Below are 23,325 nucleotides of genomic sequence, written 5' to 3' on the forward strand. Positions count from 1 at the left end.
GGAGATCCACGACCTCGGAAGGCGCGACGAACCGCCGAGCCGCTGACGACCGTCTCCGGCCCATGGAAGAGATGCGCTTAGGCCGGGGTGAGGCGGATCATCGTCCACGAGACCGCCGCCAGTTCGCCCGTCACGTGCCCGGCCGCCAGCGCGATCGACTCATTCGGGGTGGGCACGACCGAATGGCTGTCCTCCGCCGTCGCCTTCCAATAGGGGTCGTCACTCGACATGGTCAGCGCCTCCGCAATCGCCAGACTCGGGAACGCCGTCAGATCGACGTCGAGGGCGACCCGCTCTCCAACGGAGCGGTTGACCACGAAGACCACTACCTGCCCGGTCGCGGGCTCGTGAGTCGCGACCCCATCCACGGTACGCACCTCACCGAACTGCTTCGTCTCATGCGTGGGCGACTCGACGGCGACCTGCAGGACCTGACCCTTGGCATGTTCTGCCGTGAGAGCGAACGGGTGGAAGATCGTCTGCTTCCAGGCCCGTCCGCCCTTGTTCGCCGGCTCAGTCATGATCGGCGCGATGGCGTTGACAAGCTGCGCCTGGGAGGCGGCGTGCACACGGTCCGTGTGTTTGAGCAACGTGACGAGCAGGTTGCCAACGACGACGGCGTCTGCGACTGAGTATTGGTCCTCGAGGAGCGCCGGGGCGATCGGGAAGTCGTCACCCGATGGCGGTACAGACGGCGTTGCCTTCTGGTACCACACGTTCCACTCGTCGAATGAGACGTTGATCCGCTTCTCGTGCTTTCCGGCCGCACGAACGGCGTCCGCTGTGGCCACAACCGAACGAATGAACCGATCCATCTTTTCGGCCGAGGCGAGGAACGAGGCAAGGTCCCCATTCTCCTCGAAGTAGTACTCGTGCGCCGATATGTAGTCGACATGCTCGTACGCTTCCTCAAGGACGGCGTGCTCCCACGCGCCAAAGGTCTTCATCGATGAGTTTGACGAGCCACAGGCGACCAACTCAACGTCTGGATACATGCGCCTCATGGCACGGGCTGTCTCGGTAGCGATCCGCGCGTACTCCTGGGGCGTCTTGTGTCCCGTCTGCCATGGGCCGTCCATCTCGTTACCCAGGCACCACAACTTCACGCGGTAGGGCTCCTCCGCGCCATTCTTTCGACGCCGGTCGGACAAATCAGTGCCACGGGGAAGGTTGCAGTACTCCAGAAGATTCACGGCCTCCGTCATGCCGCGCGTGCCAAGGTTGACGGCCATCATCGGCTCGACGTCGACCCTCGCGCACCATCTCATGAACTCATCGACGCCCACCCAGTTTGGCTCGGTCGAGTGCCAAGCCAGGTCGACACGGACCGGCCGCTCCGCGCGGGGACCAATGCCGTCCTCCCAAGCATAGCCGGATACAAAGTTCCCGCCCGGGTAGCGCACCGTGGTGACGCCAAGCTCCTTGACGAGCTCCATAACGTCCCCGCGAAATCCATCCGCGTCCGCACTGCGGTGCTCAGGCTCGTAGATTCCCGTGTATACGCACCGCCCCAAGTGCTCGACGAAGGAGCCGAAAGTCCGCGCCCGCACGGGACCGACGACGAAGGCAGGACTGACTGACATTGTCGATTTTCGCATCATTGTCCTCGAAGTGATTAGTTGGGTGTTTCGAGCGCAACGCGGACGATCCGACGCGCGCCTGCGTTTCGACTCGACCTACCCCTTGACGGCACCGGCAGTCATTCCGGTGACAAAGAAACGCTGGAAGGCCAAGAACAGGACGAGAATCGGAATCAGAGAGAAGAACGCGCCCACGATAAGGAGGTCGTAGTTGTTGCCGTGTGGCGTCAGTAGTGTGTTGAGACCGATCGGGAGCGTGAAGTTGCTCGGCGAGCGCAGCACAAGGAGCGGCCAGAGGAAATTGTTCCACGAGAGCATCCCGTTCAGGATCGCCATAGCCGCCATTGCAGGAGTCATGAGCGGGAGCACAAGACGGAAAAAGATCCCGTACTCGCTGACCCCATCGACGCGACCCGCCTCGATAATCTCATCCGGGATGCCCAAGAGGTACTGCCGGAAGAAGAATATCGTCATTGCCCGCGCCACCCACGGGAGGATGATTGCAGCGTAGTTGTCCGAAAGCCCGAAGGCGTGCATCTGAGTGAACAGCGGCAGCATCAGCATTTCGAAGGGAACCGTCATGAGAACGACGACGCAGATGAAGAGCGGCGTTTTGAACCGGAACTCATACTTCGCAAATCCATACGCCACGAAGGCCGAGACTAGCAGTGTCGTGACCACTTGTACGACCGTCAACCCAATGGAGTTGGCGAACCAACGGAAAAAGTCACCCGAGTCCGTGAACAGCATGATGTAGTTGTACAGGCCCGCCTGATCCCAGTCGATCGAAAGGTTCAAGCCGTGTCGCATGAGGGCCGTACCATCCTGAAATGTCCCGACAAAGATCGCCCAGAAGGGAATCAGTGTGACCGCAGAGATTAAAAGGAGGAGAAGGCTCATCGCCGAGTTGCCGATCCACCGCTTCCGCCGCGGAGCGGTCCCGAGGGCCGACGAATGCGCTAGCTCCGGCCGCACATCCTTCTGCAGAGGGATACTCATGCTCGCTTCTCCTTCTTGAAGAACCCAGTGAGCGTGAGCTGGGTGAGATTGATAATCAGAACGAGAGCGAGCAGGACCACACCGACCGCCGAGGCGAACCCGAGGTCGTTACGCTCAATACCCAAGCGATAGAGGTAGCCGATGATCGTCAGACCTATGTTCTGGGGCGAGTTGTTCCCACCCCAGAGCATGAAACTCTCCAGGAACATCGAGAGTCCGCCGAACACCGAAATGGTGACGACGAAGATGATCGTCGGCTTGACCTGAGGCAGTGTCACGTGAACGAACGTCTGCCACTTGGAGGCGCCATCGATCGCGGCCGCCTCGTAGTACTCGGCAGGGATCGACTGAAGCCCGGCGAGGAAGTACATCATATTGACCCCTGTCCAGCGCCACAGTGCCAGCACGAGCAGTGCGACGAGGCCCGTCATATCATTGCGCAGCCAGCGTTCGGGGTCGAGGCCGAAGACTCCGAGCATCTGGTTCATGAGTGCGTCCTCACCCTCCGCGAACATCAGGCGGAAAATGATGCCGGCGACGACCACGGAAGTCAGGGCTGGCGTGAACATCGATGCCTTGAAGAATGCTTTGATTCTCGGCGACCCGAGTTTCGAGTTTACCGCGAGGGCCAACAGGAGAGGTATCGGAATGAGGATCACGAGGGTCGCCAGCATGTAGCGAACCGAGTTCCACAGCGCGCGCCAGAAGATTGGGTCGTTCCACATCCGGAGGTAATTCTCGACGCCGACCGGTTCGATGTACCCGGGGACGATGTGCTGGGTGCTCATCACGATTGAGCGGCCGATCGGGTAGATCCAAAAGATGGCCAGCGTGAGAATGAATGGAAAGACGAAGCCGTACGGCGCGACCTTGGGCGAAAAGACCATGGATCTGAACGGACCGTCGGGCCTCTTCTTCGTCAATCGCGTTGGTCGTTTTCCGTGCAACCGCGCGAGCACAGACGTGGTCATCCTCGAACCTCCTGGCCGTGGAGTCGCTCGCCTTCGCGACCCGTTCCTACAGCGGTGTAGATGGTGCTGGCACGAGCGTATGAACGTCGGCTTCCGCGTCGACACAGGTGGCGCAGCCGGCGAGGACTTGTGGCGCGTTTTGAACGTCGATGTGGTCGGTCACAGCGATTGCGTCCCCTCCGACGTCAGCGCCGGGCGGTGTCACGCGATGTCGCAGCGCACCTACGTCACGCGGACTCTCGGCGGACGAGCGTGTGACGCACGACCACTGTCTGCGCGGGGGTTGTCTCACCGTCGATCCGTGCGGCGAGGAGTCGAACAGCCTCGTTCGCGATCTGCTCTCTGCCAGGGTCAACCGAAGTGAGCCGGGGGTCGGATGACTCGCTCTCGCTGATGTTGTCGAACCCAATGACGGCGACGTCTCCGGGCACGACCAGACTGCGCCTGTGTATAGCGTGCATCGCGCCCAATGCGAGGGCGTCGTTCATAGCGAAGACGCCGTCGAGCGGGACTCCTTGGTCGAGTAGGTCCGACATCAGCCTGGCCCCCTCCTTGTGTACCCACCGGTCTGTCTCTGCGATGAGGAGCGGATTGAGTTCAAGGCCCGCCTCTGCCAACCCCGCACGGAGGCCGGCGAGCCGGAGGACCGATGAACCGGCCGTCTCCTCCGCCCGGGTTCCGATCACTGCTATGTCACGGCATCCGCGCTCGGCTAGATGCAGCGCGGCGGCCCTCGCGCCCGCGAAGTTGTCCATGGTGACGTGATCGACCGGCGCGCCGAAGACACGCTCCCCCAGAAGCACCAGTGGGTATCCGACGTCCAGCAACGCCGGTGCGTCCGGGTTCATAGCGATAGGCGAGAACAGCAGGCCGTCCGTAAGTCGCCGCCCCTTCGCGCGGAGCACCTCGAGTTCCCGTTGGCCGCGCTCGCCGGTCTGCTCGATGACCAGCTTTCGTCCGAGTTGCTCAGCGGCGCCCATCACCGAGTAGGCAAGCTCGGCGAAGTACGGGATCCGCAGATCAGGGAGCACGAGCCCGATCAGCCCGGTGCGGCCCTGGGCAAGGTTTCGGGCGCTGATGTTCGGGTGGAAGTCGAGCTGCTGGATGGCGAACTCGACCTTCGCACGAGTCTCGGGACGGATATAGGGGTAGTTGTTGATGACGTTCGAGACGGTCTTCAAAGACACGCCGGCAAGCGCGGCGACCTCACGCATCGTGACGGCCATCAAGAGCCACCTTTCACCATTGATGTCCCCGCTCAGAAGATGACGCGCGGGCGATCACACGACCGCTGGCTGCGCCATTGCGGAGATGGCCATGCCAACGACGAGAAAGATGCAGACGACTACCCCGACTCCTCCAATGAGGAAGCCCGCAGTGGCAGCACCGCGCCCTGGCGCGCCGGTGACACCTGTGCGGCGCGCCCCGAGTACCCCGAGCACAACCGCGATCGGGGACAGGACCGCGAACGCCAGATGCAGCACCATGAACCCCACCAAGCCCGCGGCCGCGAGGACGACAGACGCCACCGCGTACCGGTCAAGGCGATCGCCGGCGGGCCCGATAGCGTCGCCTAAGGCCAGGGCCTCCGTGTGAACTGCCATGTCAACCACTCTTCATCGATCGGTCCAGGGGAAGGGGCCCATTCTCCCGCACACTTTCGGCACCCGGGGGCTCTTGACGCGCCGCGAACTCGACCCCGGCACGGGCGCGCAGGGCGTGCGCTTTGGCGTGCAGGTATGCCCGTCACCCACCCCACCTCAAAGCCCCGTCGCTCGCTACCCCACGGACTCGCGATGCTTGAGCGCGAGCGCCTCGTAGTGCACGGCGTTGCTGGCCACCCGCTCCTTGCCCGCGGCGTCGAGCTCGCCGCGGTCCTTCGCCGGAACCCCGACCGCGAGGTGCCCTGCGGGGATCTCCTGGCCCTCGCGCACCAGGGCGCCTGCCGCGACGAAGGCGCCCTCGCCGATCACCGACCCGTTGAGCAGCGTCGCGCCCATCCCGATCAGGCTGCCGTCGCCCACGGTGGCGCCGTGGACGATCGCGCCGTGCCCGACGCCGACGCCGGCGCCGATGCGTGTCGGGACGCCGTCGTCGGTGTGCACCACGCAGTTGTCCTGCAGGTTCGATCCTGCGCCGAGCACGATCTCGTCCATGTCGCCGCGCAGCACCGCGCCGTAGAAGACGCTTGCGCGAGGGCCGATCGTGACCCGTCCGATCACCGTCGCGGTCGGCGCGAGCCATGCGGTCGGGTCGATCTGCGGAGTGTGGCCGTCAAAGGGAAGCACCGTCGCCATGCTCGGGACCCTACCGGCGCCGGCCGCGCGGGCGCAGAGGCCAGCGCTTCGGCCGCGCTCGGACTCCGCTCAAGCCGGCTGAAGTGCGCCCGCTCGGGCCGGGCGGCGCGCGCCGGACGGGTGTCCCACGCCGGCGCCCTCCCGGGTCGCGACGGCGGACTGCCTGGCCGCCCGGCCCGCCGCAGCAGGCTGCCCGGCCGCCGGACCCACGGCGGCGGGCTGCGGCGCGGCGGCCGCCAGCGCCAGGCGTTCGCGCAGCGTGCCGGCTCGCGCCTCGGCGGGCCGCAGCCCCCGCTCCTCGAGCTCGGGGACCAGTCCGGTCACAATGGCGGTGAGGTCCGCGTCGAGCGCGGCGGGCCGCAGCACAAACCCGTCGACGACCCCGGCCCCGGCCCACTCCGACACGAGTCGCGCGAGGTCGTGCGGCGTCCCGGCGACGACGACGGCGCCGCCACCGGCGTCGGGCCCCTCCAGGTCGCGGACCATCGCCAGGCGCGCCTGGGCGCTGGCGTCCTGCTCGGCGAGCACGACGAAGACCTCGGCCAGCACGCGCACCTGCCCCGGGTCGCGTCCCGCGGCGACGATGGCGTCGCGCAGGGCCGCGCGCAACGCGACCACGCCTGCGCGATCCGGTGCGACGAGGCGCACGACGTCGGCTGTGGTCGCGGCCAGCCGCACATCGGCCGCGTCCCTGACGCGGACGCTGATGGGCGGGCGTCCCTGCGGGAGCGCACGCGCGGGCGTCGGGCGGCGCACGGCGAACCGGACGCCGTCGTGGTCCACGCTCCGGCGGCCCTCGGGGTCGAGCCCCGCCAGCTCGCCTCCGCCGCCGTGCTGCCAGTGCGCGGCCGTGCGGCGCGCGGCGACGGCGGCGAACCCGACGATGCGCTCGTCGGCGTCGGGCGCGAGCCCGACCTGCCAGGCGGCGAGGCCGCCACTGGCGCGCTCGACGCCCGCGATCGCCGACGCGACCTGCGCGGGGTCGAGGTGCAGCGCGTCGACGCCGACGACGAATCCGGCGCCAGGCGCGAGCGGCGCCACCCGCGCGGCGGCGACCGCGGCGTCAAGGCGCCCGATGACGCGGCCGCGGCCGGGGTGGAGCAGGAAGGTCTCGTCGAGCACGACCAGGTCGAGGCGACCCCGGTCCGCGGTGCGCACGAGGCGCACGAAGCGCTCGCCGTCGAACGGGAGCGCGGCGAACCCGCCACGGGCCCGGTGCGCTCCAGGGCGCGCGCCGGCGGCGGTGAGGTCGATCCCGAGGATGACGTGCGGGCGGTCGGCGCGCAGGGCGCGGGGGCCGTCGGGCAGGGCGGGGGCAGGCTGATACGACACGTGGGGCTCCGATCGTGGGCGCAGCCCGTTCCCGCGTCGTGGCGCGGGGGCGTCGGGCTACCAAAGAGCGAGGAACCGCCGTCGGCGGCGAGGGCTTGAGGCCGGTGTGGATCGAGGCTGTGCGGGCTAGCGCCCGCGGGCCGCGTGCGCGGCGTCGCTGGTCAGCGACAACAGCAGCGAGTCTGGCTCCGACGCATGGTTCCTCCTCTGGCCCGCAAGGGGCTCGCGCGTTGTGCGCCGCGAACACGACGCCACCTGGTCCTCACCCGGGGCACCCACCCACGCGGGGGTTGCCGTCCGACGAGCCGGGGCTTGACGTCGGAGCTCATGACCCGAGACCCCCAGGGGGCCTCGACACGCAGGACATTACGGAGCGCCTTCGACCAGAGCAACGGGGGTTTCATATCGCGAGACGCGGATTTGAGACGCAGGGAGTGACGCGGGATTCCGGCGCTCGCGGGCCGTCAAGTATCTTGATGTCGAGAAAACCCGCCCCGCTGTCACGAGCAGCGGCCCAGCACCAGGGAGCGACGCCGCCCATGGCCGGACAGTCCACGATCATCTACACCCACACCGACGAGGCCCCGCTGCTGGCGACGTACTCGTTCCTGCCGATCGTCCAGGCGTTCGCCAGGCAGGCCGGCGTGGCGATTGAGACCCGCGACATCTCGGTCGCCGCGCGCATCCTCGCGCAGTTCCCCGAGCGCCTGAAGCCCGAGCAGCGCGTCGACGACGCGCTCGCCGAGCTCGGCCGCCTCGCCGAGGACCCGAGCGCCAACATCATCAAGCTGCCCAACATCTCGGCATCGGCGCCCCAGCTCAAGGCGGCGATCGCCGAGCTGCGGGCCCAGGGCTTCGACGTGCCCGACTACCCCGAGTCGCCCGAGACCGCCGAGGACAAGGACGTGCGCGCCCGCTACGACCGCGTCAAGGGCTCGGCCGTCAACCCCGTGCTGCGCCAGGGCAACTCCGACCGCCGCGCGCCCGCCTCGGTCAAGGCCTACGCCAAGGCGCACCCGCACCGCATGGGCGCCTGGTCGCCGTCGTCGAAGACCAACGTCGCGACCATGGCCCACGGCGACTTCTTCCACAACGAGAAGTCCGTCGTCATCCCCGCCGACGACACCCTCACCATCCGCCTCGTCGCCGAGGACGGCTCGGTGACGGTGCTCAAGAACGGCCTCGCGGTGCTCGCGGGCGAGGTCGTCGACGGCACGTTCCTGTCGGTGCGCGCGCTGCGCGCCTTCCTGACCGAGCAGATCGCCCAGGCCAAGGCCGACGGCGTCCTGTTCTCCGCGCACCTCAAGGCCACGATGATGAAGGTCAGCGACCCGATCATCTTCGGGCACGTGGTGCAGGCGTTCCTGCCCGCAGTGTTCGAGCAGTTCGGCGACCAGCTGCGCGCCGCGGGCGTCTCCCCCAACGACGGCCTCGCCGCGCTGCTCGCGGCCACGCAGTCGCTGCCCGACGGCGAGGCCATCCGCGCCGCCGTCGCGCGCGGGCTCGCCGACGGCCCCGCGCTCGCGATGGTCAACTCCGACAAGGGCATCACCAACCTGCACGTGCCCTCCGACGTCATCATCGACGCGTCGATGCCCGCCATGATCCGCGGCGGCGGCAAGATGTGGGGCCCCGACGGCGCCGAGCACGACACGCTCGCCGTCATCCCCGACTCGTCCTACGCGGGCGTCTACCAGGCCGCGATCGACGACTGCCGCGCGAACGGCGCGCTCGACCCCGCGACCATCGGCACCGTGCCCAACGTCGGCCTCATGGCCAAGGCCGCCGAGGAGTACGGCTCGCACGACAAGACCTTCGAGATCCCGGTCGCCGGCACGGTCGAGGTCGTGGCGTCCTCGGGCGAGGTCCTGCTCTCGCACGACGTCGAGGCGGGCGACATCTGGCGCGCCTGCCAGACCAAGGACGCCCCGATCCGCGACTGGGTCGCCCTGGCCGTGCGCCGCGCGCGCCTGTCGAACACCCCCGCGGTGTTCTGGCTCGACGCCACGCGCGCGCACGACGCGACCCTCATCGGCAAGTTGGAGCAATACCTGCCGGAGCACGACACCGAGGGCCTGGAGATCCACGTCATGGCCCCCGCCGAGGCCACGGCGTTCTCGTTCGCGCGCATGCGTGCGGGCCTCGACACCATCTCCGTCACGGGCAACGTGCTGCGCGACTACAACACCGACCTGTTCCCGATCCTCGAGGTCGGCACGTCGGCGAAGATGCTCTCGATCGTGCCGCTCATGAGAGGCGGCGGCCTGTTCGAGACGGGCGCGGGCGGCTCGGCGCCCAAGCACGTGCAGCAGCTCGTCGCCGAGGACTACCTGCGCTGGGACTCGCTCGGCGAGTTCTTCGCGCTCGCGGCCTCGTTCGAGCACCTGGCCCAGACCACCGGCAACCCGCGCGCCCAGGTGCTCGCCGACACGCTCGACCGCGCGACCGGCACGTTCCTCGACGAGGACCGCTCCCCCGGCCGCAAGCTGGGCACGATCGACAACCGCGGCTCGCACTTCTACCTGGCCCTGTACTGGGCCCGCGAGCTGGCCGCGCAGCAGGACGACGCCGAGCTCGCCGCAGCGTTCACCCCGCTCGCCGAGGCGCTGGGCGCCCACGAGGGCACGATCGTCGCCGAGCTGCTCGCGGTCCAGGGCAAGCCCGCCGACATCGGCGGCTACTACCGCCCCGATGCGGCCCTGACGACGGCTGTCATGCGCCCGAGCGCCACGTTCAACCAGGTGCTCGCGACCCTCTGAGCCGTCGTCGGCCCCGCTCCTCGCGGGGCGGGGCCGACGGGGGTGGTCCGGGGCCATCGGGTCTCGGACCCTCGAGTCCGGGGCGCCAGGTCCGGCGCTACCAGGTCCAGCCGCGCGAGGCGAGCTCCAGCTCCTCGCGCAGGCGCTCGGCCTCCGAGGTGCGCGCGGTCGCCTCGCCCGGCCCCTCGACCGGCAGCCCGGCCCGGCGGCACGCCTCGGCCAGCAGCGCGTCATAGGCGGCCTGGGCGGCGCGTGTGTGGTGGGCGGCCGCGAACGCGTTGCTCGCCGCGAGCGCCTGGATCTCGTGGGCGATCTCCCCGAGGCGGATCTGCAGTGTCAGGGTGTCGATCGGGTCGCCCTCGATCGAGCGCCGGGCGGCGGCCCGACGGCGGCGCCACTCGCGCACGGCGACATGCGTCAGCACGGCGGCGCCCGCCAGCGTCCACGCGGCGACCGTGCCGAGGATCATCGCGAGCTGCCACGTCATCGCGCCCTCCACGTCCACTGTAGGAGCGCCGCCGCGCTCGCGCGCGCACGCGGGCCAAAGGCGTGGTGTGATCGGCCCACCGGGGGTCATGATGTGCCCATGCCGACCTTCCGGAGGCCGGTGGGCGCCCTGCTCGCCGCGACCCTCCTGCTCGCGCTCGCCGCCTGCGGCGGGTCGCCGACGGCGGCACCCTCCGACGCGGCGATCGCGCCCGGCGCCTCGGGCACGGTCGCGCTCGACGACCGCCCGTTCCACCTCACCGTCCCGGCCGACTACGACCCCGACACCCCCGCGCCGCTGGTCGTCGGGCTGCACGGCTACACGTCCTCCGGGAGCGAGCTCGGCTCCTACTTCGGGCTCGACGCGCTCGCCGACCAGCGGGGGTACCTGCTCGCGCTCCCCGACGGCGCCGTCGACGGCTCGGGCAACCCGTTCTGGAACGCGACCACCGCGTGCTGCGACTTCGCCGACACCGGGGTCGACGACTCGGGCTACCTCGCGGACCTCATCACCACGGTGGAGAGCCAGTACGCGGTCGACCCGGCGCGCGTGTACGTCGTCGGGCACTCCAACGGCGGGTTCATGGCGTTGCGCATGGCGTGCGAGCACGCCGACCTGGTCACCGCCGTCGTCTCGGTCGCCGGCGAGATGACCGACGATCCGTCGTCGTGCGCGCCGAGCGCGCCCGTGAGCGTGCTGCAGGTGCAGGGCGACGCCGACGAGACCATCGCCTACGGCGGGGGCGACAACGGGCCCGGGCGCACCTACCCCGGAGCCGAGAGGACCGTGGGCGACTGGCGGGACCTCGACGGGTGCGCCGCCACCCCGCAGGCCGGGGACCCGCTGGACCTAGAGGCCACGATCGACGGCGCCGAGACGACCACGCAGACGTGGTCCTCGTGCCAGGACGGCGCCGAGGTCGCACTGTGGACCATCGTCGGCGGCCGCCACGTCCCGACGTGGTCGCCCGACTTCGCCCCCACGGTGCTCGACTGGCTGCTGGCCCACCCCCGCGCGGCGTAGCCCCGCGCGGCGTAGCCCCCGCGCGACCTAGCCCCAACGTGACTGGCGACCTGGGGAAACACGCGAGATTGTGGGGATTGCCGTCGGTGACTGTCCGTGCTGTCGGGGCCTGGGGGATGCCGTAGACACCCACTGAGGCGCCCAGGCTTTGTGCAGCGGTCAGCCCCAAGGTATTACGGGCCGAGGAGGGCGAGCGGGACGACGGCGATGCCGTCTCGGCGGCGGTATGCGTAGGGTCCCGTGTTGATGACGACGGCGTCCTGCACGAGTTCGCCCATCTGCTCCTTGAGCCAGAGCAGGTGCTTGACGTCCGAGTCGTTGATCGTGTCGGACAGCTTGACTTCCAGGGCGACGACCCGTCGGTCGTTCGTCTCCACGATGATGTCGACTTCACGGTCTCCGTTCTTGGTACGCAGGTGGCCGACTCGTGCGTCCATCGCCTCGGCGTAGGTGCGCACAGATTGAACGGCGAGCGACTCGAACAGTGCACCGAGCCAGGTGCCCGCGCTCGGAGACGGCACGGCACCTTCGCCGAGCAGCAGTCCCTGGGCGCCGATGCCGACCATGCGCGCCGCCAACGCCGGGTCGACGAGGTGGTGCTTGGGAGAGACGGTCAGTCGCTTGAGCGGCGCGAGTGCCGGAGTCCATGCCTCGACCGGGTCGAGGATGAACAGTCGCTTGAGATGCTCCCGGTAGCCGTCGACCGTGGCGCGCGCGGGCTTGTCAGGGTCCCCGGCGGTCGCGGCATTGAGGATCTTCGTGTACTCGGTCGTCGATGCGGACGCGGCGCCATAGGCCTTGAGCCAGGACATCAATGCCGAGGGCCGGCGCACAGTGACCCCGTTCTCCTGGAGGTCCCTGTCAACGATGCGGTCCAGGTATCCGTCGAGCTGACGGTCGCGGAACCGATCTGGGGCATCGCGGATCCCGGGGAACCCCGACCGGAGGATCTCGCCGACGTAGTCGTGGACGGCGCGCTTGGTGGAGCCTTCTATCGCCGCGCCCCCGGCATGCAACTGCTTCAAGGACACTGTCGGGATCTCGAAGTTGCGCTCGGCCAGTGACATCGGGCGCATCAATAGCCGGACGATCCGACCTGCCCCGCTGTGGATGCGCGTGCCCGGGGCGACATCGGCGGAGCCCGCCAGCAAGAACCTGCCGTACTCGCGCGGGGCGTCATCGACGGCCGTGCGCACCCTGTCCCAGACCTGCGGCTCCAGCTGCCACTCATCGATGAGGACCGGCGGCGTGGCCTGGGCCACGAGGTCGTAGTTCCCCCGGACGGCCTCGCGCGTCCGGGGATCAGAGATCGTGAGGACCGTCTTTGCCCGCCGACTGGCGGTGGCGGTTTTCCCGACCCCCTTCGCGCCTTCGAGGGCGATGGCCACGAGTCCAGCTCGTGCCTCGTCCAGGAAGTCGTCAACCACACGTCTTTGGTAGGTCACCTGGCGAACTTAGCATCTTGACGGCCTTGAGCTAGGCAGATCGTCAGCATCCTACTAGGCGTTTGGTCGTCGCTTGGCTAGGCGTCTTGTCACGCCTCGGCAAGGTCTAGCCCCAACGCCAGCCCGGCGTTGGGGCTAGCCCGGCGCGACGCCTGGGAGGCCCGGGCGGGCTCAGGCGGGCTCAGGCGAACAGGCGCGGAAGGGTGGTCTCGTGGGCCTCGCGGGCCTCGGCGAGCGGGATGGAGACCTCGTCGACGGTGACCGACTCGCCGCCGGTCGTGCCGATCGCCAGGACAGGGACGCCCGCGGCCTCGGCGGCGGCGACGAGCTCGGCCTCGCGGGCCGGGTCGAGCGCGACCAGCGCGCGCGCCGTTGTCTCGCTGAACAGCGCGGCGAACGGACTGACGCCGTCACGCTCGACGACGCCCGCGACCGAGGCGGTCACGCCCACGCCGTAGCGCAGCGACGACTCCGCCAGCGCCTGCATCAGGCCGCCCTCGGACAGGTCGTGCGCCGCGGCCGCCAGTCCCGCGCGGCGGGCGCCGATGAGCACCGAGGCCAGCGCGCGCTCGGCGGCCAGGTCGACACGCGGCGGCACACCGCCCAGGTGGCCGTGCTCGACGTCGGCCCAGGCCGACCCGTCGAGCTCGTCGGCCGTCGCGCCCAGCAGCAGCACGCGCAGGCCCGGCGCGCGCCAGCCCGACGGCACCGCGGTGCGCACGTCGTCGAGCACCCCCAGCACGCCCACGACGGGCGTGGGGTGGATGGCCGAGTCGACCAGGCCGGGGGCGCCCGTCTCGTTGTAGAGCGAGACGTTGCCGCCCGTCACGGGCACCTCGAGCGCCTGGCACGCGTCGGCCAGGCCCTCGATCGCCTCGACGAGCTGCCACATCGAGTCCGGGTTCTCGGGCGAGCCGAAGTTGAGGCAGTCGGTCACCGCCAGGGGCGTGGCCCCCGCCACGGCCACGTTGCGGTACGCCTCGGCGAGCGCGAGCTGGGCGCCGGTGCGCGGGTCGAGCTTGGCGTAGCGCCCGTTGGCGTCGGTCGCGAGCGCGACACCCAGGTTCGTCGTCTCGTCGACGCGGACCACCCCGCCGTCGTCGGGCTGGGCGAGCGCGGTGTTGCCCTGCACGAACCGGTCGTACTGGTCGGTGACCCACGCCTTGGAGGCCAGGTTGGGCGAGGCCAGCAGGCGCAGCGCCGTCGCGCGCAGCTCGGCGGGCGACGTCGGACGGGCCAGGGCGGCGCTCGTGTCGGCGACCAGCGCGTCCTGCCAGGCCGGGCGCGCGTACGGGCGGTCGTAGACCGGGCCCTCGTGCGCGACGGTCTTGGGGTCGACGTCGACGATGCGCTGGCCGTGGTGGTCGATGGTCAGGCGGCCGGAGTCGTTGACCTCGCCGACCACGGAGGTCTCGACGTCCCACTTGGAGGTGATCGCGAGGAACTCCTCCAGCTTCTCGGGCCGGACGACCGCCATCATGCGCTCCTGCGACTCCGACATGAGGATCTCGCCGGCGTTGAGCGTGGGGTCGCGCAGCAGCACGTCGTCGAGGAAGACGTGCATGCCACCCTCACCGTTGGACGCGAGCTCGGAGGTGGCGCACGAGATGCCCGCGGCGCCCAGGTCCTGGATGCCCTCGACGACCTTGGCCGCGAAGAGCTCCAGGCAGCACTCGATGAGCACCTTCTCCATGAAGGGGTCGCCCACCTGCACCGACGGGCGCTTGGCGGGCACGCCGTCCTCGAACGTCTCGGACGCGAGGATCGAGGCGCCGCCGATGCCGTCGCCGCCCGTGCGGGCGCCGAACAGGATGACCTTGTTGCCGACGCCGCTCGCGTTGGCCAGGTGGATGTCGTCGTGGCGCAGCACACCCACGCACAGCGCGTTGACCAGCGGGTTGCCCTGGTAGGAGGCGTCGAACACGAGTTCGCCGCCGATGTTGGGCAGGCCCAGGCTGTTGCCGTAGCCGCCGACGCCGGAGACCACGCCGTGCACCACACGGGCCGTGTCGGGGTGCTCGACGTCGCCGAAGCGCAGCTGGTCCATGACCGCGACGGGCCGGGCGCCCATCGAGATGATGTCGCGCACGATGCCGCCCACACCGGTCGCGGCTCCCTGGTACGGCTCGACGAACGAGGGATGGTTGTGCGACTCGACCTTAAAGGTCACCGCCCAGCCGTCGCCGATGTCGACCACACCGGCGTTCTCGCCGATGCCGACGAGCAGGTGCTCACGCATGGCGTCGGTGACGCGCTCACCGAACCGGCGCAGGTGGACCTTGGAGGACTTGTAGGAGCAGTGCTCGCTCCACATGACCGAGTACATCGCGAGCTCGGCGGCCGTGGGGCGCCGGCCCAGGATGTCGCGGATGCGCTGGTACTCGTCGGGCTTGAGGCCGAGCTCCGCGAACGGCTGCGCCTCGTCGGGCGTGGCCGCGGCGTTCTCCACGGTGTCGAGAGTCGGGCGGGCGGTGGAGGCGGCGGTCATCAAGCTCCTCGAGGTCGCACGTTGCCAGGGCCGGGTGAGCTCCGCGGCGCGTGTGTGCGGCGGTTCCGGCGTCGGCCATGGCGGGTGTGGTGCGCGAGACGCGCGCGCACAGTCTATCCGCGCGGTGCGCGCGCACGGCCCCACAGTCGCCACCGGTCTCCCAGCGCCAAGCCCCGCGCCGGCCCGCGCGAGAGCCGATCCTGTGGCTGTGGCGGGCGTTGGGGCGCTCGGCCACCGGGAGGTGTGTGCGTGATGGCGATACCGGACGGGGTGTGCTGGGGGCTCAGCGATGAGGGCTCGCCGGGCTGGCTCGTGACCCACACGCGGTTGCCCGGCGTGCCGTGGCGCGTGCGCCTGCCCGCGCCGATGCCCGCGGCCTGGGTGCCGCACCTGCTGCTGACGGCGTTCGGGCTCGCGCTCGTGACCTGGATCGGCATGACGTCCTGCGGCCACGGCCTGCTGGTCGCACTGGCCGCGGCGGGCGTGGCCGCGTGGGCGCCCGGGTGCCTGCTACGCCCGTTCGCGCGGGTGCGGCTGCGCCGCGAGGCCTTCTCGGTGCTCTCGGCGCTCTACGAGCGGCCCGACTCCGACGGCGCCGACGGCGCGGGACCCGACGCCCAAGCGCCCCACCACCCATGACACCCGCTGCGGATGCGCGCGTGGCCCGACCGTCGTCCTATGGGGGAAGGGGGAAGGAGTCATGCGCATGAGGTCTGTGTTGCTGACAGGGGTCGGGATCGCACTCGTGGACGGGACGCTCCTGGGCGTCGCCCTCGGCTACGGGCAGTGGGGCGCCGCGGCGGCCGCGCTCGCCGTGGGGCTCGTCGCCGCCGTCGTCCTGGCCTGGCTGACGCCCGTCGGCGCCGCGGCGCCGACGACGGTCACGGTCACGCTCGCCGGGGCCCCGGCGTCCGCGCCGGTGGACGACGACGCCGAAGTGAGACCCGACGCCGAGGTGAGGCCCGACGCCAGGGCGGGCGCCGCGGCCGGCGGGTCCGCTGCGCCGGCGCCGCGTCAGACACCGGCGCAGCCGACACCGGGGCAGGTGGCACCGGGGCAGGCGGCGCCCGAGCCGGCCTACCCGGCCCCCGCCGCGGCCTGAGCCGTCAGCGCGGGCCCGAGCCGTCAGCGCGGGCCCGAGCCGTCAGCGCGCGCGGGCCTTGAACGCCTTCTCGGGCGTGGGCGCCGCACCCGAGGCGCGCTGCGCCTCGTGGTAGGCGCGCGCCTCGTCCTGGCGCTCGCGCTCGGCGCCGGTCGCGATGGCGGCGCGCAGGTGGTCGTCGCCCAGTCCCCACGCGTCGACCAGGTCGAGCACGTGCGGGCGCAGCCGCCGCAGCAGCGTGTGCAGCTCGGACTCCACGGCGCGGGCGCGCGCGCCCGACAGGCGCCCGTGGGCCAGGAACCACCCGAGGTCGCGCTCGATGACGCTCAGCGCGTACACGTCTCGCAGCACGCCGAGCACGGCGCGCGTGCCGACGTCCTTGGTCGCCTCGACGGCCGCGGTGAACGCGTCCCAGCGCACCAGCTCGGCGTGCGAGCGGGCCGCGTCGATGAGCGCGACCTGGTGGCGGTCGAAGATCGCCTGCCCCGTGGCCGGGTCGGCCTTGCGCGCGGGCCGCAGCCCGAGGGTCACGGCCGCGACCTTGGCCTCCACGCGCTCGGTGAGCAGCGCGCGCTGGGCGTCGGCGTCAAAGTGCGCGCCCCGGGTGGGCGGGGCGACGACGTCGGCCACGGCCTGCGCGGCGCGGCGCAGCGGCGCCTTGTGCAGCGCGGCGTCGGCGACCTGGCCGAGCACGAACCGGGCCTTGCCCGGGGCCGTGGCGACCTGCGCGCCGAGCGACGCGGCGTAGTCGCCCACCAGCCGCTTGCCCACGAGCTGCAGCAGCACCGTGTTGTCGCCCTCGAAGGTCGCGTACACGTCGAGGTCGGCGCGCAGGCTCGTGATCCGGTTCTCGGTGAGGAAGCCCGCTCCCCCGCACGCCTCGCGGCACTCCTGCAGCGTCGTGAGCGCGAACTCGGTCGACGTCGCCTTGAGCGCCGCCGCCATGGTCTCCAGGTCCTGACGCTGCTCGGGGGTGTCGCCGCGCCCGCTGAACACGTCGTCGAACAGGTCGAGCAGTCGCTCGTGCGCGTAGTGCAGCGCGTAAGTCTCCGCGATGCGCGGGATCAGCCGACGCCGGTGCGTGGCGTAGTCGAGCAGCACGACCTCCTCGTCCGGGCTCGCGCTGGCGAACTGCCGGCGCTCGGCCGCGTAACGCGTGGCGATGGCCAGGCCGATGCGCGAAGCGACGCCCGCGGCGCCGTCGAGCGAGACGCGGCCCTGCACCAGCGCGCCGAGCATCGTGAAGAAGCGGCGTCCGGGGCTGTCGATCGGTGAGGTGTACGTGCCGTCGGCGGCGACCTGGCCGTAGCGGGCCAGCAGGTCGGCGCGCGGGACGCGCACATGGTCGAACCAGAGGCGCCCGTTGTCGACGCCGCGCAGGCCGCCCTTGAGGCCGTCGTCGTCACCGCCGACGCCCGGCAGGAAGTGGCCCTCCGCGTCACGGATCGGCACGTAGAAGCAGTGCACGCCGTAGTCGACGCCGCCGGTGATGAGCCGCGCGAACACGGTCGCGGCCGTCGCGTGCAGCGCCGCGTTGCCGAGGTAGTCCTTCCACGCCGCGCGGAACGGCGTGTGGATCACGAACTCCTCGGTGTCCGGGTCGTAGGTCGCGGTGGTGCCGATGGCGGCGACGTCGGAGCCGTGGCCGGTCTCGGTCATGGCGAACGAGCCGGGCACCGACAGGTCCATGGCGCCGGGCAGCAGGCGGTCCTGCTGCTCGGGCGTGCCCAGGTGCAGGATCGCGGCGGCGAAAAGCCCCCACTGGACGCCCGCCTTGATCTGCAGCGACGGGTCGCCGCTGACGAACTCCTCGAACCCGGCCAGGTTGGCGCCGTGCGCGTCGCGTCCGCCCAGCCGCTCGGGGAACGCGAGCCACGACTGGTGCTGCGGGTCGGCGGCCATGAGGCGGCACTGACCCAGCACGCGCTCGCGGTGCTCGGCCGTCGTGAGCGACTCGTCCTTCCAGAACTCGGGCTGGGCGGCGCGGGCTCGCGCGGCGGCGCGCCACTGCGGCCAGCGTCCCAGCAGCGCGTCGTGCAGCGCGGCGACGTCGACGTGCGGCCCGCGGGGGTGGCTCGCGGGCTCCTGCTCGGCCAGGTCGGTCGTGGGCTCGACGAGCTCGTCCACAGCGCTCGGCTCGGTCGTGGTGGTCATTCTCGGTTCCCCTCAGTGTCGTGGTGGTGGGGGTGGGCGCCGACGGCGACGCCGGCGGGTTCGCGGTGCAGCACCCCGACGGGGCCCTGCCAGAGCCAGAGCGCGACGTGCTCGGTGAGCGCCTCGCGCGTCATCGCCGTCGCGCCCTGTTCGCGGTGGGCCAGCCACCACTCCCCGGCGCCTCGGACGAAGCCGACGGCTCCGGCGGCCCAGGCCGCGGCGACGTCGTCGGACACGCCGGCGAGCTCGGCGAACGGCCCCGCGACGATCTCGATGACCGAGTCCAGGTAGGCCGACAGGGGCGCGTCGAGCGTCCCGACGGCGCCGGGCGGTCGGTCGTCGGCGGGCTCGACGCCGGAGATCGAGGTGCGCGTGACGAACCAGTACACGTGCGGCGAGTGCTCGATCATCTCGAGGTAGACGCGCACCATGGCCCGCAGTCCGCCGATGGGCGTGGGGGCCTCCTGCGCGGCGCGGGCGAGCGCGTCGTGCATGTCGGCCACGACGGCCGACGAGACCGCCAGCCGCAGCCCCGCCTTGTCCTCGAAGTACCGGTAGACGATCGACTTCGAGGTCCCCGCCGCGGCGGCGATCTCCTCCATCGAGACGCCCGGCCCCGCGCGGTGCACGGCCTTGCGCGCGGCGGCGACGAGTTCGGCGCGCCGGGCCGCGCGGTGGTCCTCCCACCGGGTCGAACGCCCGTCGTGGTCACGCGTCATCGCGGCCTCCTGTGATCCGGCTCACGCGACGAACAGTATCAGGTACTGTGAGTCCTACGTCACAGTCGCCCGGTCACGAGGGGCGGCGAGACGATCGACGAGGATCATCGTGGGTGGCGGCGTCCGCGCCGCACGCCCCAGACAGAAGGACGAGGGCAGTGGCCACACGACCCACCACCACCTCCACCCCGCCCGGCGTGCGCGACGCCGTCGTCGTGGGTGGCAACCGCATCCCGTTCTCGCGAGCCGGGCGCCGCTACGCCGACGCCTCCAACCAGGAGATGCTCACCGCGGCCATCGAGGGCCTCGTGGCCCGGTTCGGCCTGCAGGGCGAGCGGCTGGGCGAGGTCGCGGGCGGCGCCGTGCTCAAGCACTCACGCGACTTCAACCTGGTGCGCGAGTGCGTGCTGGGCTCCTCGCTCTCGCCGCAGACCCCGGCCTACGACGTCCAGCAGGCGTGCGCGACGGGCCTGGAGGCCGCGATCGCCGTGACCAACAAGATCCGGCTCGGGCAGATCGACTCGGCCATCGCGGGCGGCACGGACACGGTGTCCGACGCGCCCATCGCCGTCGGCGAAGGGCTGCGCCGCGCGCTGCTCGAGGCCTCGCACGCCAAGACCCTCCAGGGGCGCCTCAAGGCGCTCGCCAAGCTGCGCCCGGCCGACCTCAAGCCGCTGACGCCGTCGACCGACGAGCCGCGCACCGGCCTGTCGATGGGCGAGCACCAGGCCGTGACCACCGCCCGCTGGGGCGTGACGCGCGAGGCGCAGGACGAGGTCGCGCTGGCCTCGCACCGCAACCTGGCGGCCGCGTGGGACGCGGGCTTCTTCGACGACCTGGTCACCCCGTTCCGCGGCCTGACGCGCGACGACAACCTGCGCGCCGACACCTCGCTCGAGAAGCTCGCCGCGCTGGCGCCGGTGTTCGGCAAGGCGCTGGCCGGGGCGGGCGAGGCCACCATGACGGCCGGCAACTCGACGCCGTTGACCGACGGCGCCTCGGCGGTCCTGTTCGCCTCGCGCGAGTGGGCGACCGAGCACGACCTGCCGGTCCTGGCCCGGTTCGTCGACGCCGAGACCGCCGCGGTCGACTTCGTGCACGGCCAGGAGGGCCTGCTCATGGCCCCCGCGCACGCCGCGCCGCGCCTGCTGGCCCGCAACGGGCTCACGCTCGACGACATCGACTTCTTCGAGATCCACGAGGCCTTCGCCTCGACCGTGCTGACCACGCTCGCCGCGTGGGAGGACGACGAGTACTGCCGCACCGAGCTCGGGCTGACGGGTCCGCTCGGCAAGGTCGACCGCGCGCGCATCAACGTCAACGGCTCCTCGCTGGCCGCGGGCCACCCGTTCGCCGCGACCGGCGGGCGCATCCTGGCCACCGCGGCCAAGGTCGTCGCCCAGCGCGCGGCCGAGACCGGCGCCCCGGCGCGGGCGCTCATCTCGATCTGCGCGGCGGGCGGGCTCGGCGCGACGGCCATCCTCGAGTCGGCGTGACGTCGGCCTCGACGGGAATCAGGGGAGCCATCGATGACTGACGCATACACCCGGGCCGTCAACACCGGCCTGACCAAGACCATCGCCATGCGGCTCGGTCTGCCGCGCCCGGCCCTGCTTCGCCGGCACAAGCCGGGCGCCCCGCTCACGGTGGGACCCGTGCTGCTCGTCTCCGACGCCGCGAGCGCCGCCGACGCCGACGCCGTCGGCAAGGCTCTGACCGGCTGGAGCCTGCGCGTGGCGCGCACCCCCGAGGAGCTCGCCGACGGCGAGCGCTGGGGCGCGATCGTGCTCGTGCTGACCGAGACGGCCCGACCCGCGGACGCCTCGCCCGCGGTGCTCTCGCTGCCGGGGGCGCTCAAGCGCCTGGCCCCCAGCGGGCGGGTGGTGACCCTCTCGCGCGGCGCCGAGCCGGGCGACGCGCCCGCGCTCGCCGCGGTCCGCCAGGGCGTGGACGGGTTCGTCCGCTCGCTCGCCAAGGAGCTGCGCGCCGGGGCGACGGGCAACGGCGTGGTGCTGACCGGAGGCGTCGACGCCGCGCACCCCTCGGTCGCGGCGACGCTGCGGTTCCTCCTGTCGGCCAAGAGCGCCTACGTGGACGGGCAGCTGCTCGCGGTGGGTCCGGCGGACGTCGCCGACGTCGCGTCCGAGCGCACCTGGGAGCGCCCGCTGGCCGACCAGGTCGCCGTCGTCACGGGCGCCGCGCGCGGCATCGGCTCGGCCATCGCCCGCACGCTCGCGCGCGACGGCGCCACCGTGGTGTGCGTCGACGTGCCCGCGGCGGGTGAGGGCCTGGCCCGCACCGCCAACGCAGTGCGCGGCACCGCGCTGCAGCTCGACGTCACCGCGCCCGACGCCGGGCAGCGCATCCTCGAACACGCGCTCGCGCGGCACGGGCGGCTCGACGTCGTCGTGCACAACGCCGGGATCACGCGCGACAAGCTGCTGGCCAACATGGACGCCGCCCGCTGGGACTCGGTGGTCGCGGTCAACGTCGAGTCGCAGCTGCGGATCAACGAGGCGCTGGTGGAGGCCGCGCGCGACGGGCGGATCGCGGGGCCGCGCATCGTGTCGCTCGCCTCGACCAGCGGCATCGCGGGCAACCGCGGGCAGACCAACTACGCGTTCACCAAGGCCGGCGTCATCGGGCACACCGCGGCGACCGCCGGGCTGCTGGCCGCGCACGGCGGCACGGCCAACGCCGTGGCGCCGGGGTTCATCGAGACCGAGATGACCCGGCACATCCCGTTCGCGACCCGGCAGGTCGCCCGGCGGCTGTCCTCGCTGCTGCAGGGCGGCGAGCCGGTCGACGTCGCCGAGGCCATCGCGTTCCTCGCCTCGCCGCTCGCGGCGGGCGTGAGCGGGCAGACCCTGCGGGTGTGCGGGCAGAACCTGGTGGGCCGGTGAGCGCGACGCAGGCCGGTGACGAGCCGGTCGCGCCGGCGCCGGGCGCCGAGCCCCCGGGGCTCGACGTCGAGACGCTCCCCGCGCTGCCGGGCCTCGTGGGCCTGTACGCGCGCGGCGCCGCGGCGTCGGGCCGCATCGCGGCGGGGCGGGCGCTGCCCACCCTGCCCGGGCGGCCTGCGGCCCCGGCCGAGAGCGGGCCGCTGACGCTGCCGCGCACGGCCTACCGCGTGGCGCACGTCGAGACCGACGCCCTGCGCACGCACCTGCGCGACTACCAGCGGCTGCTGCACGAGCCCGGCTCGGACGCGCTGCCGAGCGGGTACCTGCACGTGCTGGCCTTCCCGCTCGCGACCGCGGTCATGGTGCGCGGCGACTTCCCGCTGCCGCTGCTGGGCATGGTGCACCTGGCCAACGACGCGTCGCTGCTGCGCCGCGTCGTGCTGGGCGACGTGCTGGAGGTCCGGGCGTGGGCGCAGGGGCTGCGGCCGCACCGCCGCGGGGTGCAGGTCGACCTCGTCGCACAGGTGTGGGTCGAGGACCCGGGCGGCGCGAGCGCGCTCGCGTGGCAGGGGGTCTCGACCTATCTGGCCAAGGGCTTCGACCCGGGCTCGGCGGGAGAGCCCGCCCCGAGCGCCGTCGAGGCCGACGGCGAGGCCGAGGTGCCGCGGGGCGCGTGGGCGCCCCCGTTGCCCACGGGCCGCTGGGCGCTGCCCGGCGGGACCGGCCGGGCGTACGCGGCCATCTCCGGCGACCGCAACCCCATCCACCTGTCGGCGCTGTCGGCCAAGGCGTTCGGTTTCCGTCAGGCGATCGCGCACGGCATGTACACGGCCGCCCGGGCGCTGGCCGAGGTCGGCCCCTCTCGCGGGGACACCTACCGCTGGACGGTCGAGTTCGCGGCTCCGGTGCTGCTGCCGGGCACGGTCGACGTGTCGATCACCCCGGCGGATGCGGGGCACGACTACGTGGGGTGGAGCTCGACGCGACGCACCCGGCACTTCGCCGGTCAGGTCACGCCACTGTGACGCAGGGCGCGCGGGGGTTCGGCCCAGGACGCCGCAGACGG

At 71.5% G+C, this 23,325-nt stretch carries 19 protein-coding genes and 1 riboswitch; of the genes, 7 read left to right on the forward strand and 12 right to left on the reverse strand.

From position 1 onward, the window contains the following. Window positions 1-77: 77 nt before the first annotated feature. From arfA to EV386_RS13230, 7 genes are all read right to left on the reverse strand, one after another. Window positions 78-1,598 (reverse strand): arabinosylfuranosidase ArfA, encoded by a 1,521-nt coding sequence (gene arfA, locus EV386_RS13200; protein WP_130415686.1) that lies wholly within the window; start codon window positions 1,596-1,598, stop codon window positions 78-80. Window positions 1,599-1,676: 78 nt separating this feature from the next. Then, a complete protein-coding gene (locus EV386_RS13205) occupies window positions 1,677-2,579 on the reverse strand; it encodes a carbohydrate ABC transporter permease (RefSeq protein ID WP_130415688.1) in 903 nt (300 codons plus the stop codon). Beyond that, a complete protein-coding gene (locus EV386_RS13210; protein WP_207216536.1) occupies window positions 2,576-3,550 on the reverse strand; it encodes a carbohydrate ABC transporter permease in 975 nt (324 codons plus the stop codon). The genes EV386_RS13205 and EV386_RS13210 overlap by 4 nt, the downstream gene beginning before the upstream one ends. Window positions 3,551-3,777: 227 nt before the next feature. Continuing rightward, window positions 3,778-4,776, reverse strand: a complete 999-nt coding sequence (locus EV386_RS13215) for a LacI family DNA-binding transcriptional regulator (RefSeq protein WP_130415690.1) — start codon at window positions 4,774-4,776, stop codon at window positions 3,778-3,780. 54 nt (window positions 4,777-4,830) lie between these two features. Further along, window positions 4,831-5,154: a hypothetical protein gene (locus EV386_RS13220; RefSeq protein ID WP_130415692.1), complete on the reverse strand. Its 324-nt coding sequence runs from the start codon at window positions 5,152-5,154 to the stop codon at window positions 4,831-4,833. 174 nt (window positions 5,155-5,328) lie between these two features. Further along, window positions 5,329-5,847, reverse strand: coding sequence for a gamma carbonic anhydrase family protein (locus tag EV386_RS13225; RefSeq protein WP_130415693.1), 519 nt, complete (start codon window positions 5,845-5,847; stop codon window positions 5,329-5,331). A gap of 69 nt (window positions 5,848-5,916) precedes the next feature. Continuing rightward, window positions 5,917-7,179, reverse strand: coding sequence for an LLM class flavin-dependent oxidoreductase (locus EV386_RS13230; RefSeq protein ID WP_165399938.1), 1,263 nt, complete (start codon window positions 7,177-7,179; stop codon window positions 5,917-5,919). A gap of 220 nt (window positions 7,180-7,399) precedes the next feature. Then, window positions 7,400-7,512: riboswitch (SAM riboswitch) on the reverse strand. A gap of 206 nt (window positions 7,513-7,718) precedes the next feature. Between EV386_RS13230 and EV386_RS13235 the strand changes: the two genes are divergently transcribed. After that, complete coding sequence (locus EV386_RS13235) at window positions 7,719-9,938, forward strand: NADP-dependent isocitrate dehydrogenase (protein ID WP_130415697.1); 2,220 nt, start codon at window positions 7,719-7,721, stop codon at window positions 9,936-9,938. Window positions 9,939-10,035: 97 nt separating this feature from the next. On the opposite strand, the gene EV386_RS13240 is transcribed toward EV386_RS13235, so the two are convergent. Further along, window positions 10,036-10,425, reverse strand: a complete 390-nt coding sequence (locus EV386_RS13240; RefSeq protein WP_242607960.1) for a hypothetical protein — start codon at window positions 10,423-10,425, stop codon at window positions 10,036-10,038. Window positions 10,426-10,524: 99 nt separating this feature from the next. Here EV386_RS13240 and EV386_RS13245 point away from each other — a divergent pair, with 99 nt between their 5' ends. Then, on the forward strand, window positions 10,525-11,448 hold the full coding sequence (locus EV386_RS13245) for a CE1 family esterase (RefSeq protein ID WP_165399939.1): 924 nt from the start codon (window positions 10,525-10,527) through the stop codon (window positions 11,446-11,448). A gap of 173 nt (window positions 11,449-11,621) precedes the next feature. Here the strand turns inward: EV386_RS13245 and EV386_RS13250 are convergent, their stop codons facing one another. Both EV386_RS13250 and purL read right to left on the reverse strand, forming a co-directional pair. Beyond that, window positions 11,622-12,875 (reverse strand): ATP-binding protein, encoded by a 1,254-nt coding sequence (locus tag EV386_RS13250; protein WP_242607961.1) that lies wholly within the window; start codon window positions 12,873-12,875, stop codon window positions 11,622-11,624. A gap of 199 nt (window positions 12,876-13,074) precedes the next feature. After that, window positions 13,075-15,381, reverse strand: a complete 2,307-nt coding sequence (purL, locus tag EV386_RS13255) for a phosphoribosylformylglycinamidine synthase subunit PurL (RefSeq protein ID WP_130415702.1) — start codon at window positions 15,379-15,381, stop codon at window positions 13,075-13,077. 252 nt (window positions 15,382-15,633) lie between these two features. Between purL and EV386_RS13260 the strand changes: the two genes are divergently transcribed. Both EV386_RS13260 and EV386_RS13265 read left to right on the forward strand, forming a co-directional pair. Beyond that, window positions 15,634-16,020, forward strand: coding sequence for a hypothetical protein (locus tag EV386_RS13260; protein ID WP_130415704.1), 387 nt, complete (start codon window positions 15,634-15,636; stop codon window positions 16,018-16,020). A gap of 67 nt (window positions 16,021-16,087) precedes the next feature. Then, the gene (locus EV386_RS13265; protein ID WP_130415706.1) at window positions 16,088-16,483 is read left to right on the forward strand and encodes a hypothetical protein; all 396 of its coding nucleotides are present in this window, start codon (window positions 16,088-16,090) and stop codon (window positions 16,481-16,483) included. 42 nt (window positions 16,484-16,525) lie between these two features. On the opposite strand, the gene EV386_RS13270 is transcribed toward EV386_RS13265, so the two are convergent. Both EV386_RS13270 and EV386_RS13275 read right to left on the reverse strand, forming a co-directional pair. Then, window positions 16,526-18,637 carry an acyl-CoA dehydrogenase family protein gene (locus tag EV386_RS13270; RefSeq protein WP_130415708.1) on the reverse strand — a complete coding sequence of 704 codons (2,112 nt, stop codon included), beginning with the start codon at window positions 18,635-18,637 and terminating at the stop codon, window positions 16,526-16,528. Next, complete coding sequence (locus EV386_RS13275) at window positions 18,634-19,356, reverse strand: TetR/AcrR family transcriptional regulator (protein WP_130415710.1); 723 nt, start codon at window positions 19,354-19,356, stop codon at window positions 18,634-18,636. The genes EV386_RS13270 and EV386_RS13275 overlap by 4 nt, the downstream gene beginning before the upstream one ends. Window positions 19,357-19,514: 158 nt before the next feature. On the opposite strand from EV386_RS13275, the gene EV386_RS13280 reads away from it, so the two are divergent. The 3 genes from EV386_RS13280 to EV386_RS13290 are packed head-to-tail and all read left to right on the forward strand — an operon-like array spanning window position 19,515 to window position 23,284. Next, window positions 19,515-20,852 carry an acetyl-CoA C-acetyltransferase gene (locus EV386_RS13280; RefSeq protein ID WP_130415712.1) on the forward strand — a complete coding sequence of 446 codons (1,338 nt, stop codon included), beginning with the start codon at window positions 19,515-19,517 and terminating at the stop codon, window positions 20,850-20,852. Window positions 20,853-20,885: 33 nt separating this feature from the next. Next, complete coding sequence (locus tag EV386_RS13285; protein ID WP_130415714.1) at window positions 20,886-22,259, forward strand: 3-oxoacyl-ACP reductase; 1,374 nt, start codon at window positions 20,886-20,888, stop codon at window positions 22,257-22,259. Continuing rightward, window positions 22,256-23,284, forward strand: a complete 1,029-nt coding sequence (locus tag EV386_RS13290; RefSeq protein ID WP_130415716.1) for a MaoC/PaaZ C-terminal domain-containing protein — start codon at window positions 22,256-22,258, stop codon at window positions 23,282-23,284. The genes EV386_RS13285 and EV386_RS13290 overlap by 4 nt, the downstream gene beginning before the upstream one ends. Window positions 23,285-23,325: the final 41 nt, after the last annotated feature.

The sequence above is a fragment of the Xylanimonas ulmi genome (assembly GCF_004216535.1).
GTDB lineage: Bacteria > Actinomycetota > Actinomycetes > Actinomycetales > Cellulomonadaceae > Xylanimonas > Xylanimonas ulmi.